Origin of the sequence: Azospirillum sp. Sh1 (assembly GCF_008365135.1) — a bacterium.
GTDB lineage: Bacteria > Pseudomonadota > Alphaproteobacteria > Azospirillales > Azospirillaceae > Azospirillum > Azospirillum oryzae.
On the sequence record NZ_VTTK01000038.1, the window covers coordinates 16,114 to 32,173 of the forward strand.

The following is a 16,060-nucleotide window of genomic DNA, read 5'->3' on the forward strand; positions in this document are numbered from 1 at the left end:
GGCAGCCGGCAGGGGGCGAGCGGCGGCGCTCAAGCCGCCCCAATGCGCCCGCGCGAACGGTCGGGAGTCGCGCCCGCCCCGCCCACGCTCACTTGCCGCCGGTGACGTCCAGGAAGGTGCCGGTGATGAAGGAGGCCTCGGCGCTCGCCAGCCACAGGATCGCCCGCGCGACCTCCTCGGGCTGGCCGCCTCTTCCCATCGGGATCGACTCCTTGACGCGATCCACCCGCCCCGGCTCCCCGCCGCTCGCATGCATGTCGGTGTAGATGTGTCCGGGGCGGATGCAGTTGACGCGGATGCCGTCCCGCGCGACCTCCTTGGCGAAGCCGATGGTGAAGGTCTCCAGGGCGCCCTTGGAGGCGGCATAGTCGACATATTCGTTCGGGCTGCCGAGCCGGGCCGATGCCGACGAGATGTTGATGACCACGCCGCCCCGCCCGTCGTGGCGATGCGACATGCGCTTGGCCGCCTGCTGCGCGCAGAGGATCGGGCCGATCGCGTTGACCGCGAAGATGCGCTGCATCCGCTCGAAGCCGAGATCCTCGGTCCGGCACTGCCGCGCGAGCACCGCGGCATTGTTGACCAGCACGTCGATCCGGCCGAACTCCCGGTCGATTGCGCTGAACAGCGCGGCGACCTGGGCCGGATCGGCGCTGTCGGCGCGCATCGCCAACGCCCGGCGACCCAAGGCTTCGACATCCGCCACCACGGCACGGGCGGCGGTCTCGTCGGAGACGAAGCTGATCGCGACATCATAGCCCTGGGCGGCGGCAAGCCTTGCGGTCGCGGCGCCGACGCCACGCCCCCCGCCCGTTATCAGAATCAGCGGTGCTTGAGAGTCGGTGGTCATCGAGATGAACTCCATGTGGTGGCTGGACGGTCACGCGGAACGCGGCAGGCCGGGCTTCCCATGCGGTTCTACGGCGGCGGCGCCCAGATGGGGCCTCAGCATCAGGACGAGCGGGACGATCAGGGCGGCGGTCGCCGCCGAGGCCAGCACGCCGGTCGTCTGGCTGCTGTGGTCGGCGATTGCGCCGTAGAGGATCGGAGCCAGACCGCCGGACCCGATGACGCTGGTGTAGAAGACCGCGAAGGCCCGGCCGGTATCGCCGTTGGAAAGCTCCGGCACGGTGCCGTAGAGCACCGACGAGGTGCCGTTGAGCACGATGCCGAGCAGCGGCAGCAGGACGAGCGTCGGCGTCAGTGAGGTGAGCAGCGTCGCCGCGATCAGCACGGCCGTGGCGGCTTCGGTCACCATGACGCTGCCGACGACCCCCAGCCGCTCCCCGAGCAGGCCGCATGACGCCTTTCCCAGCGCGCCGCCGATGAACAGCAGGGCCAGCGCCAGTCCGACCGTCGCCGAATCCCCGCCCTGGCCATGGATGAGGAAGGGCAGAAACAGCAGATATCCCATGCGGGTCGCGGTATCGAGCGCGCCGATCACCGTCAGGATCCCGAAACCGCCGCGGCCTTGGCCCGAAGCCGTCCCCGTCTTGGCGGCCCTGGCGATGGGGGTCGCCGGCGCCAGCGGCAGCAGGGCGACCGACAGGACGAGTCCGATGGCCGCCATCAGCCCCAGCACCGGCTGCCAGCCGAAGGTCGGCAACAGCACCGCGACGAGCGCCGGCAGCGCCGCTTTGCCGAGATCGCCTGAAAAATTGTAGATGCCGAGCGGATGCCGCGATGCCGCGCCATAGCTGACGGTGACGAGCATCGAGCCGCAGGGGTGCTGGATGCTCGATCCGATGCCGGCCACGACGAGGCCGACGCACAGACCCGGCAAGCCGAACGGCAATGCCATGATCAGCAACCCCGCCGCCGCCAGGATTGTCGACAGGATCAGCGCCGCCCGCGGCGACAGGCCGCGAAGGGCCCGGTCGGCCGGGATTTGCAGTCCTCCCATCGTCCCGGAGTAAAGGGCGCGGATCATGGCAAGCATCGCATAGGAAAGGCCGAACTGCGCCTGCCATACCGGCAGGAAGACATAGAGGGCATCGGTGTACCCGTCATGCACCGCATGGGCAAGACACGCGCCCGTCAGGCTTTTCTTCTTCTCTGTCCACCAATGTCGCGGATTCATCTTCAATGGCTTTCCCGGAGGGACCACAGGCATTGCCCGGCTGGTCTCAATGGGAAGGAATGCTATACGTGTGAGATTTCAGCGACTAGTATGCTTTGAATCACGGATACCGTTCTTTTTTCTCACGGATTGCCCTCACGGATCGCCTTTAAGGACTGCCCATGCGCCGCCTTCCTCCCCTGAACGCCCTGCGCATCTTCGAGGTCGCCGCCCGCACCGGCAGCTATGCCGAGGCCGGGGCCGAACTCGGCCTCACCCATGGCGCGGTGAGCCGGCAGATCGCCGCGCTCGAAGGCTGGCTCGGGCAGAGGCTCTTCGTGAAGGACGGGCGCCGCATGGTCGCAACGCCGATGGCGAGGATCTTCGCCGCCGAGGTCGGCCTTTCCTTCGACCGTCTGGCCGTCGCGGCGGAAGCCTGCGGCCGGCCCGACGCCCGCCGCATCCTGCGGGTCAGCGCCCCGACCAGCTTCGCGATGCGCTGGCTGATCCCGCGGCTCGGCCGCTACCACGCCGACCATCCGCAGGTCGAAGTGGCGGTCACGACGGTTTCGACCGTGCTTGAGGAATTGCGCGGCGGCGTCGACGTGGCGATCCGGCGCGGCGCCGCGCGGGAGCATGTGTGGCCCCAGCATCGTGTCGTTCCGGTGCTGGACGATGTGGATACGCTGATCATGAGCCCGGCCCTGTTCGCGCAGCGGCCGATCAAGAGGCCCGCCGACATCGAGGGACACACCCTGCTGGCAAGCGAAACCCGTGCCGGCGATTGGGCGAATTGGCTTGAGGCGGCGGGGCTCCAGCATCTTGCCGGGCATCCCCGCCAGATATTCGATCACTTCTTCGTAACCCGTCAGGCGGTGGAGGATGGGCTTGGCATCGGGATCGGCCCGTTGCCGATGCTGGACATCGACGTCGCCAGCGGAAGGCTGATGACGCCGCTGCCGGAAATCCGCGTTCCGAGGACGGGGTACGTTGCCCTTGTTCCACGTCAGGCCGATGCCGGGAACCTGGTTGCCGGCTTCGTCGACTGGCTTGTCGGGGAGGCGCGGGGGCCGCGCTGACGGGCCGGGCATCGGGCCGCTCAAGCCCCGGAATGCGCCGCTCGGGCCGCCAAACCGCCGCTCGCCGGAAGCCGGCCCGGCGCGTACGGGAACGGCGCTATCGTGGGACGTCCCACAACGCCGGCCCCCGCCAGAGATCTCCGATGAACAGCTCCTGCCCCCGCACGCCCCTGCGCAAGGTCCTCGCCAACCTGCGTCGCCTGTTCAACGACGATTCCTATGACCGCTACCGCGAAGCCCAGGCCCGCCTCGCCCCGGAGGAGGAGCCGCTCGACGAGCGGTCCTTCAAGGCGCGGCAGATCCTGATGACTCTGGGACGCGGTTGCTGCGGGCGGTAGCCCCCTCCCCTACCCCAGGGCCGGCTTCGGGGTTCAGTCCGGGGAGCCGCGCCCGGCTGCCGCTGCGTTCCGAATAGGCACGGGTCAGTTCCGCCCCGAACAGGAAGATCACCGCCGAGTAATAGACCCACAGCAGGATCAGCACGAAGGACCCCGCCGCGCCATAGACCGTCACCACGCCGCTGGTGGCGATGTAGAAGCCGATCAGGAACTTGCCCACCGCGAAGAGGAAGGCGTTCACCGCCGCCCCCAGCCAGACATCGGCCCAGCGGATGTAGGTGTCGGGCAGGATGCGGTAAATCAGCGCGAACAGCCCGGTCAGCACCGTCCAGGACACCACCACGTCGAACAACCACAGCAGCGATGGCATCGCCGGCATATAGGCCGACGCCCAGCGGCCGGCTGCCGCCAGCGCCGCGCTGACCACCAGCGAGACGATCAGCAGGAAGCCGATGGCGCCGATCAGCGCCAATGCCTTCAATCTCACCCGCACCAGCCATGTGATGGTCGATTCCTGCGGCGCCGCCACCCGCCAGATGCGGTTCAGGCCGGCCTGCAGCTCGACGAAGACGGTGGTGGCGCCGACCAGAATGGTGCCGATGCCGATGACGCTGGCGACGATCCCGGTCTCCCGCTCTCCGGCCCGCGCGATCAGATCCTGCAGGGTCTGCCCGGCGTCGCGCCCGACCAGCGCGGTCAGCTGCTCGATCAAGGCGCCGCGCGCCGCTTCGTCACCGAACACCAGCCCGGCCAGCGCGATCACCAGGATCGCCAGCGGCGCCAGCGAGAAGATGGTGTAGAAGGCAATGGACGCCGCCATGCTCATCGCGTCGTCGTTCATCCAGCCATAGGCCGCATCGACCACGATCCCCCACCATCGCCGCAAACCGCCCATCGCCGACCTCCGTCCCGGATCATTCCCTCCGGTAACACCGGCGGCGGCCGTTCCATCCCGCCCTACCCGCTCCGCCGGCTGCCGTGATAGGAAGAAAGCGTCAGTGGCCGGACGGCAACTCACGGCTCTACCGACGTCCCAACCAATCCAAGGCAGGAGATCCGCCCGGTGTCGCAGAAGGTGATCGGCCTGATCGGGGGCATGAGCTGGGAAAGCTCCGCCGAATATTACCGCATCGTCAACGAAGGCGTCCGCGACCGGTTGGGCGGGCTGCGCTCGGCCCGCTGCCTGATGTGGTCCTTCGATTTCGCGGAGGTCGAGGCGTTGCAGCATGCCGGCCGCTGGGACGACGCCACCGCCCTGATGATCGACGCCGCACGCCGGCTGGAACGCGGCGGCGCCGATTTCCTGCTGATCTGCACCAACACAATGCACCGCATGGCGGCCGAGGTGCAGGCCGCCGTCGCCATCCCGCTGCTGCACATCGCCGACCCCACGGCGGCGCGCATCCGCGCTGCCGGCCACCGCCGCGTCGGCCTGCTCGGCACCGCCTTCACCATGGAACAGGACTTCTACAAGGGCCGGCTGGCCGACCGCCACGGTCTGGAGGTGCTGATCCCCGACGAGGCCGACCGCGCCACCGTCCACCGCATCATCTACGAGGAGCTGGTCCAGGGCCGGGTCGAGGCGGCTTCCCGCCAAGCCTATCGCGAGGTCATCGCCCGGCTGGTGGAGCGCGGGGCGGAGGCGGTCATCCTCGGCTGCACCGAGATCATGCTGCTGGTGAAGCCGGAGGACAGCGCCGTTCCCCTGTTCGACACCACCGCCATCCACGCCGAAGCGGCGGTGGAACTGGCCATCGCCGGCTTCACCCCATCCCCAGCCGCTCCTTGAGCGCGCCCAGGAAGCGCCTGCTGACCGGCACCGCGTGCCCGCCGGTGGTCTGGATTTCGGCCAGCCCACCGTCGACGAAGCGGATTTCCCGGATGCGGTCCGTATTGACCAGATGCTGGCGGTGGCAGCGGAACAGCGGGCTCTTTTCCTGGATGGTGTGGAGCGTCAGCTCGGTAAAGCGCTCCTGCCCGTCCTCCCCCACCACATAGACGCCGGCGGGACGGGAGACGACATACTCGACATCGGCCAGCTTCATCAGGGTGATGCGGTTGACCCCGGTGCAGGGGATATGGCGCAGCTCCGCCGCCCCCGGCAGAACGCCGACCTCCTGCGGGGCGCGCTGCCGGCGCAGGCGCTGCAGGGTCTTCTCCAGCCGCGCCGGATCGGCCGGCTTCAGCAGATAGTCGAAGGCATGTTCCTCGAACGCCTGGACGGCATACTCGTCATGCGCGGTCAGGAAGACGATGCGCGGCATCCTTTCAGGATCGAGCATGCCCAGCATCTCCAGCCCGCTGACCCGCGGCATCTGGATGTCGAGGAAGACCACGTCGGGCGCCTGCCGGTTGATGGCGCCGATGGCCTCGATGGCATTGGCGCATTCACCGACGATGCGGACGTCGGCGGCCTCCTCCAGCATGCGGCGCAGTTCCTCCCGCGCCAACGGTTCGTCATCGACGATCAGGACATTCATGGCGGCCGTCATGCGGGCACGGTTTCCTCAAGAGGCAGGCGCAGGGTGACGCGGGTGAAGGCATCGGGCTCGCAGGCGACCGAAACGCCGTAAGCCTCACCGTAGCGGTTGCGGATGCGGCGGTCGACGATGGTCATCCCCAGCCCGTCGCCTCCCGGCTTCGCCTCGTACAGCCCGGCATTGTCCTCCACCGACAGCAGCAGGTCGCCGCCTTCCCGCCGGGCCGCGATGCGCACCCGGCCATCGCCCAGAAGCTGCGCCGTGCCGTGCTTGATCGCGTTCTCCACCAGCGGCTGAAGCGAGAAGGCCGGCAGCCGGGCGTAACGCAGGTCCTCCGGCACCTCGATCTCCACCGCCAGCCGGCCGGTGAAGCGCGCCAGCTCGATCTGCAGATAGGCGCTGACATGTTCGACCTCGTCGGCCAGCGTCGCCATCTGGCTGGGGCGCTTCAGGTTCTTGCGGAAGAAGGTCGACAGGTTCTGCACCAGCTGCCGCGCCCGCTCCGGATCGTTGCGGATGACGGCGGAGATGGTGTTGAGCGCGTTGAACAGGAAATGCGGGTTCACCTGCGCATGCAGCAGCTTGATCTCCGACTGCGCCAGCAGCGCCTTCTGCTGTTCGTAGCGGCCCGCCAGGATCTGGTTGGACAGCAGCCGCGCCACGCCCTCCCCCAGCGTGCGGTTGATGGTGGAGAAGATCTTGGTGCGCGGCTCGTACAGCTTGATGGTGCCGATCACCCTGCCCTCCTCGCCCACCAGCGGGATGACCAGCGCCGCCCCCAGCCGGCAGGTTGGGCTGATCGAGCAGCGATAGGCCACCTCGTTGCCGTCGGCATAGATCACCTGATTGCTGGCGATGGCCTGATGGGTCTGCGGCGAGCTGATCGGCGTGCCGGGCAGATGGTGGTCGTCGCCGATGCCGATGAAGGCCAGCAGCTTTTCCCGGTCGGTGATGGCGACGGCGCCGACGCCGGTCTCCTCATAGATGATGCGGGCGACGCGGGTGCTGTTCTCACTGTTGAAGCCGCCGCGCAGCACGCCGTCGCAACGCGCGGCGATCTTCAACGCCTTGGCGGAAAAGGCGCTGGACTGCTTTTCATCCAGCACGCGGCGCTCCAGCAGGATGCGCATGAACAGCGCCGCGCCTGCTGTGTTGGCGATGATCATCGGGGCGGCCACCACCTCCACCAGATGCATCGCCGCCTCGAACGGCCGGGCCACCGCCAGGATGATGAGCATCTGCACCACCTCCGCCACGAAGGTGACGGCGCCGACGCGCAGCGGGTTGAACAGCGGCTCGATCCGGCCCTGCCGCACCATATGGCGGTGGACCAGCCCGCCGATCAGCCCCTCCGCCATGGTGGAGATGGCGCAGGCCAGCGCCGACATGCCGCCCAGCGAATAGCGGTGCAGACCGCCGGTCAGCCCGACCGCCAGCCCCACCGACGGCCCGCCGAAGATGCCGCCAAGCACCGCCCCGATGGCGCGGGTGTTGGCGATGCTGTCGTCGATGTGCAGACCGAAATAGGTCCCCATGATGCAGAAGATCGAGAAGATCGCGTAACAGGCCAGCTTGTGCGGCCAGCGCACCGTCACATGGGTCAGGGGCAGGAACAGCGGCGTGCGGCTCAGCAGATAGGCGATCACCAGATAGACGCACATCTGCTGAAGCAGCGAGAGGATCAGGGTGAAGGGCTCGACTGGCATGGCGTTAATCCCGACGGCGGCCTGACGATACCGGGGCCGCTCGCCGCCATCCTACACCGGCCGGGCGCCCCCGCCGATGGGACATCCTTGCATCCCTACGGTCACGGCATGCCAAGGTCTCCCAAGGTCGGGATCATCCCCTCTCCCCGGGGGGGCTATGACATTCACACATCTCAGCGTCACGTAAGACATTGGAATAAAGCAATTTTGTCGGCCGTCATTCCCGCGAAGGCGGGAATCCAGCCACATCCGCCGCTAATCTGCGGAGTTTCCTGGATCCCCGCCTTCGCGGGGATGACGCAAAGTTCCTTTTGTTCCAGAAGCTTAGGAATGCCTGGAATTGTGTGAATGCCATAGCCCCGGGGGGAGAGGGAGATTAGGGCACTCAGCGCCGCCGCGGTGCCGGGTGCAGCAACGCCATTTCCGGCGTCACCGATTGCCGCATCGCCGCATCCCATTCGCTCATGGTGACGAAGCGCAGCCCCCGCCTCTCCCCCTCCTCCAGGATCGCCGGCAGCGCCGCGACGGTCGCCGCCTTGGTGCTGTGCATCAGCACGACCGCGCCGGGCACCAGCCTGTCGGTGATGCGATGGCGGATCACGTCGGGGCCGCTGTCCTTCCAGTCCTGGCTGTCGGCGGTCCACAGCACCGTCGCCATGCCATGCCGGCGCGCCAGCGCCGCCAGCGCGTCGTCCACATCGCCGAAGGGCGGCCGGAACCAGGACGCCGTCACCCCGACCGACGCCAGCGCCCTCTCCGCCTGCGCCAGGTTCCACTCGCGCTCCGCCGGCTTCAGGTCGGTGGTCATCGGGTGGGTCTGGGTGTGGCTGCCGACCTCGTTGCCCGACGCAGCGACCAGCCGGGCGATGTCGTGATGCGCCGGGATCTTGGCGCCGATGTAGAAAAAGGTCGCCTTCGCCCCATGTGCCCGCAGGATGTCGAGGATGCGCGGATCATTGGCGTCCGGCCCGTCGTCGATGGTCAGCGCCACCACCCGCGCCTGCGGCAGGGTCCGGTCGACCTGATCGAGGTCGAGGTCGGATCCGGGGATCAGATGCTCCGTCACGAAGGGAGCGGCGCCATGGGTGGCGGCATAGCTGCGCTGCCCGGCCATGGCCGAAACGGGCAGGGCGAGCAGGGCCGCCGCCAGCGGCAGGACGGCACGGCGGAACAGGGTCATCATCGCGGGCGCACATGGATTAGCCGGCGCCGCGCCCCTCCCTTCGAAAGGGGTAGGGCGCGGCAGAAGGCCGAGCATTGCTCCCGCCGTGGACGGCGAACAAGCGATTTCTTGGGGACCTCGGCCGGAGTTCCCCTTACGCCCCGAAACGGCCCTTGTTCGCCTCGCGCAGCAGGTTCTTCTGCACCTTGCCCATGGCGTTGCGCGGCAGCTCGTCGACGAAGACCACCGCCTTCGGCACCTTGAAGTTCGCCAGTTGCTCCCTGCAGGCGCCGACCACCGCCGCCTCATCGACCGCAGCGCCCGGACGGCGCAGCACCACCGCCATCACCGCCTCGCCGAAATCCGGGTGGGGAATGCCGATCACCGCCGATTCCACCACGCCGTCGATACCGTCGATCACCGTCTCCACCTCCTTGGGGTAGACGTTGAAGCCGCCGGAGATCACCAGATCCTTGGCGCGGCCGATGATGTGGACATAGCCGCGCTCGTCGATCCGGCCGACATCGCCGGTGATGAACCAGCCGCCGGGGCGGATCTCCTGCGCCGTCTTCTCCGGCATGCGCCAATAGCCGGAAAACACGTTCGGCCCCTTAACCTCCAGCACGCCGATCCCGCCCTCCGCGACCGGCTCCCCCGTCTTCTCGTCGGCGACCCGCACCGACACCTCGGGCAGCGGGAAGCCGACGGTGCCGGGGATGCGGTCGCCGTCCAGCGGGTTGGAGGTCAGCATGCCGGTCTCCGTCATGCCGTAGCGTTCCAGAATGGCGTGGCCGGTGCGCTCCCGGAACTCCCGGTGGGTGTCGGCCAGCAGCGGGGCGGAGCCGGAGATGAACAGCCGCATATGCGCCGCCGCCTCCGGCGTCAGACGCGGGTCGGCCAGCAGGCGGGTGTAGAAGGTCGGCACCCCCATCATCACGGTCGCCCGCGGCAGCAGGCGGAACACGGCATCCGGATCGAACTTGCCGAGGAACAGCATGCCGGTGCCGTTCATCAGCACGCAGTTGGTGGCGACGAACAGGCCATGGGTGTGGAAGATCGGCAGGGCGTGCAGCAGCACGTCGTCCGGCCGGAAGCCCCAGATGCGGTGCAGGGTGGCGGCGTTGGACGACAGGTTGCGGTGGCTCATCATCGCCCCCTTCGACCGCCCGGTGGTGCCGGAGGTGTAGAGGATCGCCGCCAGATCGTCCGCGGTGCAGGCCACCGTGTCGAACTCCGGATCGAGCCCCGCCGCCCGTTCCGGCAGACTGCCGTCGCCGCCGGTGCCCAGCGTCAGCAGCGTGCCCACCCCGGCGCCCTTGGCGGTGTCGGCCAGTGCCGCCTCGTTGCCCGGCGTGCAGACGAAGACCTTCGGCTCCGCATCGCCCAGGAAATAGCCGACCTCCGCCCTGGTATAGGCGGTGTTCAGCGGCAGATAGGCGGCACCGGCCCGCAGGCAGGCGAGATAGAGGAAGACCGCCTCCGCCGACTTTTCCACCTGCACCGCCACCCGGTCGCCCTTGACGACGCCCAGCTCCGCCAGCAGCCGGGCATAACGGCCGCTGATCTCCATCAGGTCGCGGTAGCTGTAGCGGCGGCCGGACTCCAGCTCGATGAAGCTGCTGTCGGCGTCGGCGGGAAAGCGCGCGGCGGCGATGTCGAAGAAGTTGTCGCTCATTCTGGTCGGACCCCTGCGGAACGGATCGCCCATCATACACAGCGATGGGGCAGGGGAGCAGCGTAACGCGGGGATTGTGGGACGTCCCACATCCGCGCCTCCAGACCACCGACACGAACAGCCTCGAAAATTCTCAACTGCCGAAGCGCTCCGTCAACACTGACTCTCCCAAATACGAAAATTGTGCGCCAGTCTGATTATTTCCGGTGGAAACCCTTCAAGTGCTCGCGTAAGCACGAGTCACGACGCGGGAAAATAAGAAAACGAACACAACTTTCCGCGCCCAAAAAATGCCCACCCCGCCCCGGCAGCGCCGCCGGACGATACAGGAGACGGAGCGAATGACGGACAAAGACCCCAACAAGAGTCCCCCCTGCTTCGACTGCGCGACCAACGCCACCCAGCGGCTGGACGAGATGTTCATCGCCATGGGCCAGATGAAGCGCATCGCGCTGGGCCAGAAGCCGGCGGAACGCGCGGTGTTCCGCAAGCTGCACGGGGCCGCCCATGGCCGTCTGGTGATGGATCCCAACCGGCCCGAGGCGCTTCGCGTCGGTGTCTTCGCCAGGGATGAACTGCCGGCCTGGATGCGTTTCTCAAGCGACACCAGCCCGACGTCGCCGGATCTGGGCTCGACGCTCGGCATCGGGCTGAAGGTCTGGGGCGTCGACGGGATCAACGCGCTGGGCGAGACGGGCGACGTCGCCGACTTCATCATGCAGAACTTTCCCGTCTTCTTCGTCGACAACGCGGAGGAGATGTGCGAGTTCACCTATGCCGGCACGGTCCTGAAGGACTATCCCGGCTATCTCGCAAAGCACCCGAAGACCAACGGTATCCTCGACGCCATGTCGGCCCAGGTCGACGGCAGCGTGCTGACCACCCAGTACTGGGCGATCTTGCCCTTTGCCTTCGGCCCCGACCATTACGCCAAATACTCGCTGGTGCCGGAAACGCCGCCGCCCGGCCATCCGGCGGTCAACGTGCCGACCGACGACAAGAACTATCTCGCCACCGACCTCGCCAACCGGCTGCTGGAGAACGAGTACCGCTTCACCTTCATGGTGCAGGTGGTGCCGAAAAGCGCCGGCTATCCGCTGGACAAGGCGACGGAGAAATGGTCGACCGACAAGTACCCCTACCAGCCGGTGGCGACGCTGGTCCTGCCGAAACAGGATGTCTGCGCCCGTGGCCAGGCGGAGTATGGGCAGGAGTTGGCCTTCAACATCTGGCGCACGCCGGTGGAGCAGGCGCCGCAGGGCAGCATCGCCGCGGTGCGCAAGGTGGTCTACAACCACGGCGCCGACGTCCGCCATCAGGCCAACGGCCAGCCGCTGCAGCAGCCGACGCAGCCGCGCGACCAGGCGCCGCCGTTGCCGAAGGACGACTGCATCGTCAAGGCGGTGATCTACCCGCCCATCGGCATCGCCCGCATCGGCAATGCGCCGGAGGGCTATGTCGTCGGCCCCGAGGTGCCCAATCCCAAGCCGCTGATGGCCGGCGACGACCCGGCGCGGAATCCCTACCGTGACGCCGAAGGCCGGCTTCTGCCGCAGGCGGCACGCTTCCGCATCTATGGCGTCAACGCCATGGGCCGGATCGTCCGCGAACTGACCGCCGCCGACAGCGGCGCCGACATCACCTGGAAGGTCCATCTCTCCAATCAGAAGTCGGCCTGGTATGCCTTCCAGCTGGCGCTCGACATCCCGGAAGCGGCGTCCGCCGACCCCACGACGCTGCGCAACCCGACCGTCGCCGACCGTCAGGCGCTGGTGCTGGATGCCGGGGAAGAGAAGATCCACGCCGGCCACGGCAAGCAGAGCCGCAAGCTGGTCGCCGGAAAGTTCATGCACCAGGGCGAGCCGGTCTATCTCGGCCGCATGTGGTGCGAGGAGGGCGACCACCGCCTGCTGGTCACCGGCGGGCGCGGCTTCTCCTCCTCCTACAACGGCACCAAGGCGATCACCTTCGGCAACAACGAGGGCTGGCACGACGACACCTCGGACGGTCCGGTCGATGCCGTCGTCAAGCTGAACGGCAGGGAGCTGCCGGTCACCCCCGCCTGGATCGTGGTCGCCCCGCCCAACTACGGGCCGCAGCGCAAGTCGGTGCGCACCATGTGGGACCTGATGCGCGACGTGGCGATCCAGGCAGGAACCCTGCCCAAGCCGGCCCGCCCGTCCTTCACCCACGACATCTATCCGGTGTTCGAGCGGATGACCGGGCTGCAATGGGTCAATGCCGGCTTCGCCGCCGGGTTCGGCTGGAACTCCGCCAACGACTTCACCAAGCCGGAGTGGATCGCGCGGCTCAGCGACCGCAGCCTCGCCAACCAGGAAACCCGGCGGGTGCTGAAGAACTCCTTCCGCCACGATGCGGTGGACAGCTGGTCGCCGATGCCCTGGCCCTGGGTCTATGGCGACGCGATGAACATCCCGCCCGCCGAGACGCCGCGCCAGTACACCTCGCTGACCAAGACGCAGCTGGAATTCCTCGACCAGTGGGTCGCCGGCGATTTCGACGACGATTGGGGCAAGGTCCCGGTCTACACCGACTTCGATCAGGTGCCGCTGGACGAGCAGGGCGACGTGCTGACCCGCGCCGCACTGGACTTCTGCCTCGCCGACGCCTTCCATCCCGGCTGCGAGATGACGTGGCCGGTGCGCGCCGCCACCATGTATATGGAGCCGTTCCGCTTCGCCCACGCGCCGAAGGGCTGGGTCGAGCCGGGCATGGGCGCCATCCTGTCCAGCGACACCGTGACCATTCCCAACGGCCCGCTCTATGGCCAGCTTCCCGGCGGCATCACCCGCTGGATGGCGGTGCCGTGGCAGACCGACACCGGCAGCTGCCGCTCCGGCTACGATCCCGCCTACGACCCCAACGTCCCGACCTTCTGGCCGGCCCGCGTGCCCAACGAGGTGCTGACCCGCGAGAACTACCGGATCGTGATGGACGCCGCCCAGCCGGCCCAGGTGCGTCTGGCCGCCTTCGCCAACCGCGCCGCCTGGGTGGCGCCGCTGGGCACCACCAGCTACACCGACCAGATCAACAACATGATCCATCACTTCGACCATCTCGGCGTGGTCGAGGTCAATCCCGGCCCGACCGATCCGGAAGGCACCAGGCTGTTCCCGCCGCTGATCGAGGTGGAGGACCAGCACATCCCGATCCCCGACGTGGACGATACCGTCGACACCAAGGCGGTTCGCGCCGCCCACCGCACGATGTCCGGCAAGCCGCCTGCCCCGTCGGGCGGCGGGGCCGGGCTGCGGGCGACCCAGCCGGTCGACCTCAGCCGGATCGACAAGGTCCGCCGCTTCCCGCGCGGGCTGCGGTGACGACACCCGTCGAGGCGGATGCGGTCGTGGTCGGGGCAGGCCCCGCCGGGACCGCTTTCGCCCTCAACCTCGCGCCGCTGCACCGGGTGCTGGTGCTGGACCGGCGGGCAGGCCCCGCCATCCGCATCGGCGAATCGCTGGCCCCGGCGGCGCGCCGCCTGCTGGCCGACATGGGGCTGTGGGAGGCCTTCCTCGCCGAAGGCCATTCCCCCTGCCATGGCGGCCGGTCGGTCTGGGGCGGGCCGCTGCCGGTCGAGGCCGACAGTCTGCGCGACCTCGACGGGCCGGGCTGGCATCTCGACCGCGGCCGTTTCGACGGCTGGCTGCGCCGGGTGGCCGCCTCACGCGGTGCCGCCCTGCTGGTCCCGGCCCAGACGCTGTCGGTGGACAGGGCAGGGCAGGGCTGGCTGCTGGAGGTGGAGACCGCCGGCCGCCGCATTCCCGTCCATGCCCGCCTGCTGGTCGATGCCGGCGGGCGCGGCTCGCCGCTGGCCAAGCGCTTCGGCGCCCTGCGGGCGGTGTCGGACCGGCTGGTCTGCGGCTGGGTCCATGGCTTCGATGCCCCCGGCCGGCAGTCCGGCCTGACCTGGATCGAGGCGGAGCCGGACGGCTGGTGGTACAGCGCCCCGCTGCCCGCCGGCCGCCGGGTGGTGGCCTTCCACACCGACGCCGACCTGCCCGCAGCGGCGGATGCCCGCGACACGGCATCGCTGCTGCGCCGGTTGTCCACCTGTTCCGTCCTTTCAGACTCGTTGCGCGCCTGCGGTTTCGAAGCGGACGGGCAGGGGGAGGGGAGGGGCGGTTTCTGCGCCGCCCACAGCAGCAGCCTGTCCCCGGCGTCGGGCGAGGGCTGGCTGGCGGTCGGCGACGCCGCGCTGGGCTTCGACCCGCTGTCGTCGCAGGGCATCTTCAACGCGCTCTACACCGGCTTGGCCGCCGCCGAAGCCGCCGACCGCCACCTGTCCGGCGATCCCGGCGCGCTGCCCGGCTACGCCGCCGGCCTCGCTCCGATCCACGACGCCTACCATGCCCATCTCAGCGCCTGGTACGGCCTGGAACGCCGATGGCAGGATCGCCCTTTCTGGAGCCGGCGCCTGGCACTCCCCCTCTCCCCCCCGGGGAGAGGGTCGGGGTGAGGGGGATGCATTTCGAGGATCTTTTCGGCTGTGCCGAACCCCCTCATCCTAACCTTCTCCCCACCTTCGGCGGACCTATGGTCCGCCTGTCGCGTCAGCGCAAACGAAGTTTGCGCGAGAGCGGGGGAGAAGGAATTGTGGGACGTCCCACATCGCCCCCTACCGTCCACCCCCAATCTCCCGCACCAGATCGACCAGCGCCCGTAGCCCCGGCGGCAAATGGCGCCGGCCCGAATAGTAAAGGCACAAGCCCGGAAACGGCTGGGTCCACGCCTCCAGCACGCGCAGCAGGCGGCCGGCGGCGATGTCGTCGGCGACATGCCACTCCGCCAGATACCCGATCCCCATCCCCGCCCGCACGGCGTCGAGCATCAGGTCCGGATCGTCCAGGATCAGCGGCCCGCTGCCGTCGATGGCGACCGTCTCGCCATGGCGCTCGAACTCCCAGCGGTAAAGGGCGCCGCTCGGCAGGCGGCTGCGGATGCAGCGGTGCGCGGCGAGGTCGGCCGGCGTGACCGGCAGGGCGCGGCCGGCGAAATACTCCGGCGTGCCGACCACCGCGAAGCGCAGCTCGGGACCGAGCGGGATGGCGATCATGTCCTGCGGCACCTGCTCCGCCAGCCGCACCCCGGCATCGAATCCCTCCAGCACGATGTCGACCAGCTTGCCTTCGGTGACGATGTCCACCGTCATCTCGGGATAACGGCGCAGATACTCCAGGATGACCGGTTTCATGATCATCCGCGCGGCGCCGGCCGAACTGTTGATGCGCAGCGTCCCCGTCGGCACCGCCCGATGGTCGCCCAGCCGGTCGAACGCGGCACGGATGTCGCGCAGGGCAGGGGCGGTGTCGGCGACGAACTGCTCCCCCGCCTGGGTCAGCGCGACGCTGCGCGTCGTCCGGTGGAACAGCCGCACCCCCAACCGCTCCTCCAGCGCCGCGATGGCGTGGCTGAGCGCCGAGCGCGACATCCCCAGCTCGGCCGCCGCGGCCCGGAAGCCGCGATGACGGGCGACCGCCTGCACGGCCTCAAGCTCCGCCAGTCCAGTGAGCACCATTGTCCCGATCCGTTCACCGATTCAT

The 16,060-nt window shown here is 68.6% G+C and carries 13 protein-coding genes; 5 read left to right on the top strand and 8 right to left on the bottom strand.

The annotated features are described in order from the left end of the window. Nucleotides 1–88: 88 nt before the first annotated feature. Both FZ029_RS26975 and FZ029_RS26980 read right to left on the bottom strand, forming a co-directional pair. Nucleotides 89–850 (bottom strand): SDR family oxidoreductase, encoded by a 762-nt coding sequence (locus FZ029_RS26975; protein WP_149272756.1) that lies wholly within the window; start codon nucleotides 848–850, stop codon nucleotides 89–91. 30 nt (nucleotides 851–880) lie between these two features. Continuing rightward, nucleotides 881–2,080, bottom strand: a complete 1,200-nt coding sequence (locus tag FZ029_RS26980; protein WP_149272757.1) for an MFS transporter — start codon at nucleotides 2,078–2,080, stop codon at nucleotides 881–883. A gap of 161 nt (nucleotides 2,081–2,241) precedes the next feature. Between FZ029_RS26980 and FZ029_RS26985 the strand changes: the two genes are divergently transcribed. Beyond that, nucleotides 2,242–3,138 carry a LysR substrate-binding domain-containing protein gene (locus FZ029_RS26985; RefSeq protein ID WP_149272758.1) on the top strand — a complete coding sequence of 299 codons (897 nt, stop codon included), beginning with the start codon at nucleotides 2,242–2,244 and terminating at the stop codon, nucleotides 3,136–3,138. Nucleotides 3,139–3,281: 143 nt separating this feature from the next. After that, nucleotides 3,282–3,476: a YbdD/YjiX family protein gene (locus FZ029_RS26990; RefSeq protein WP_149272759.1), complete on the top strand. Its 195-nt coding sequence runs from the start codon at nucleotides 3,282–3,284 to the stop codon at nucleotides 3,474–3,476. Here FZ029_RS26990 and FZ029_RS26995 read toward each other — a convergent pair. Then, nucleotides 3,424–4,371 carry a YihY/virulence factor BrkB family protein gene (locus tag FZ029_RS26995; RefSeq protein WP_149272760.1) on the bottom strand — a complete coding sequence of 316 codons (948 nt, stop codon included), beginning with the start codon at nucleotides 4,369–4,371 and terminating at the stop codon, nucleotides 3,424–3,426. The genes FZ029_RS26990 and FZ029_RS26995 overlap by 53 nt on opposite strands. Before the next feature lie 168 nt (nucleotides 4,372–4,539). Here FZ029_RS26995 and FZ029_RS27000 point away from each other — a divergent pair, with 168 nt between their 5' ends. Continuing rightward, nucleotides 4,540–5,265 carry an aspartate/glutamate racemase family protein gene (locus FZ029_RS27000; protein WP_247892523.1) on the top strand — a complete coding sequence of 242 codons (726 nt, stop codon included), beginning with the start codon at nucleotides 4,540–4,542 and terminating at the stop codon, nucleotides 5,263–5,265. Here the strand turns inward: FZ029_RS27000 and btsR are convergent. The 4 genes from btsR to FZ029_RS27020 all read right to left on the bottom strand — a co-directional run bounded on the left by btsR (nucleotide 5,240) and on the right by FZ029_RS27020 (nucleotide 10,499). Then, on the bottom strand, nucleotides 5,240–5,956 hold the full coding sequence (gene btsR, locus FZ029_RS27005) for a two-component system response regulator BtsR (RefSeq protein ID WP_149201483.1): 717 nt from the start codon (nucleotides 5,954–5,956) through the stop codon (nucleotides 5,240–5,242). The genes FZ029_RS27000 and btsR overlap by 26 nt on opposite strands. 8 nt (nucleotides 5,957–5,964) lie before the next feature. Then, nucleotides 5,965–7,662, bottom strand: a complete 1,698-nt coding sequence (locus FZ029_RS27010) for a sensor histidine kinase (protein ID WP_149272761.1) — start codon at nucleotides 7,660–7,662, stop codon at nucleotides 5,965–5,967. A gap of 385 nt (nucleotides 7,663–8,047) precedes the next feature. Further along, the gene (locus FZ029_RS27015) at nucleotides 8,048–8,845 is read right to left on the bottom strand and encodes a polysaccharide deacetylase family protein (protein WP_149272762.1); all 798 of its coding nucleotides are present in this window, start codon (nucleotides 8,843–8,845) and stop codon (nucleotides 8,048–8,050) included. 133 nt (nucleotides 8,846–8,978) lie between these two features. Beyond that, entirely contained in the window at nucleotides 8,979–10,499 is a 1,521-nt protein-coding gene (locus FZ029_RS27020) for a malonyl-CoA synthase (protein WP_149272763.1), read from the bottom strand. Between the two features lie 341 nt (nucleotides 10,500–10,840). Here FZ029_RS27020 and FZ029_RS27025 point away from each other — a divergent pair, with 341 nt between their 5' ends. Both FZ029_RS27025 and FZ029_RS27030 read left to right on the top strand, forming a co-directional pair. Further along, the gene (locus FZ029_RS27025; protein ID WP_149272764.1) at nucleotides 10,841–13,840 is read left to right on the top strand and encodes a LodA/GoxA family CTQ-dependent oxidase; all 3,000 of its coding nucleotides are present in this window, start codon (nucleotides 10,841–10,843) and stop codon (nucleotides 13,838–13,840) included. Next, nucleotides 13,837–14,976 (top strand): NAD(P)/FAD-dependent oxidoreductase, encoded by a 1,140-nt coding sequence (locus FZ029_RS27030; protein WP_149272765.1) that lies wholly within the window; start codon nucleotides 13,837–13,839, stop codon nucleotides 14,974–14,976. The genes FZ029_RS27025 and FZ029_RS27030 overlap by 4 nt, the downstream gene beginning before the upstream one ends. A gap of 159 nt (nucleotides 14,977–15,135) precedes the next feature. On the opposite strand, the gene FZ029_RS27035 is transcribed toward FZ029_RS27030, so the two are convergent. Beyond that, nucleotides 15,136–16,035: a LysR family transcriptional regulator gene (locus FZ029_RS27035; RefSeq protein ID WP_149272766.1), complete on the bottom strand. Its 900-nt coding sequence runs from the start codon at nucleotides 16,033–16,035 to the stop codon at nucleotides 15,136–15,138. Between the last annotated feature and the right edge of the window lie 25 nt (nucleotides 16,036–16,060).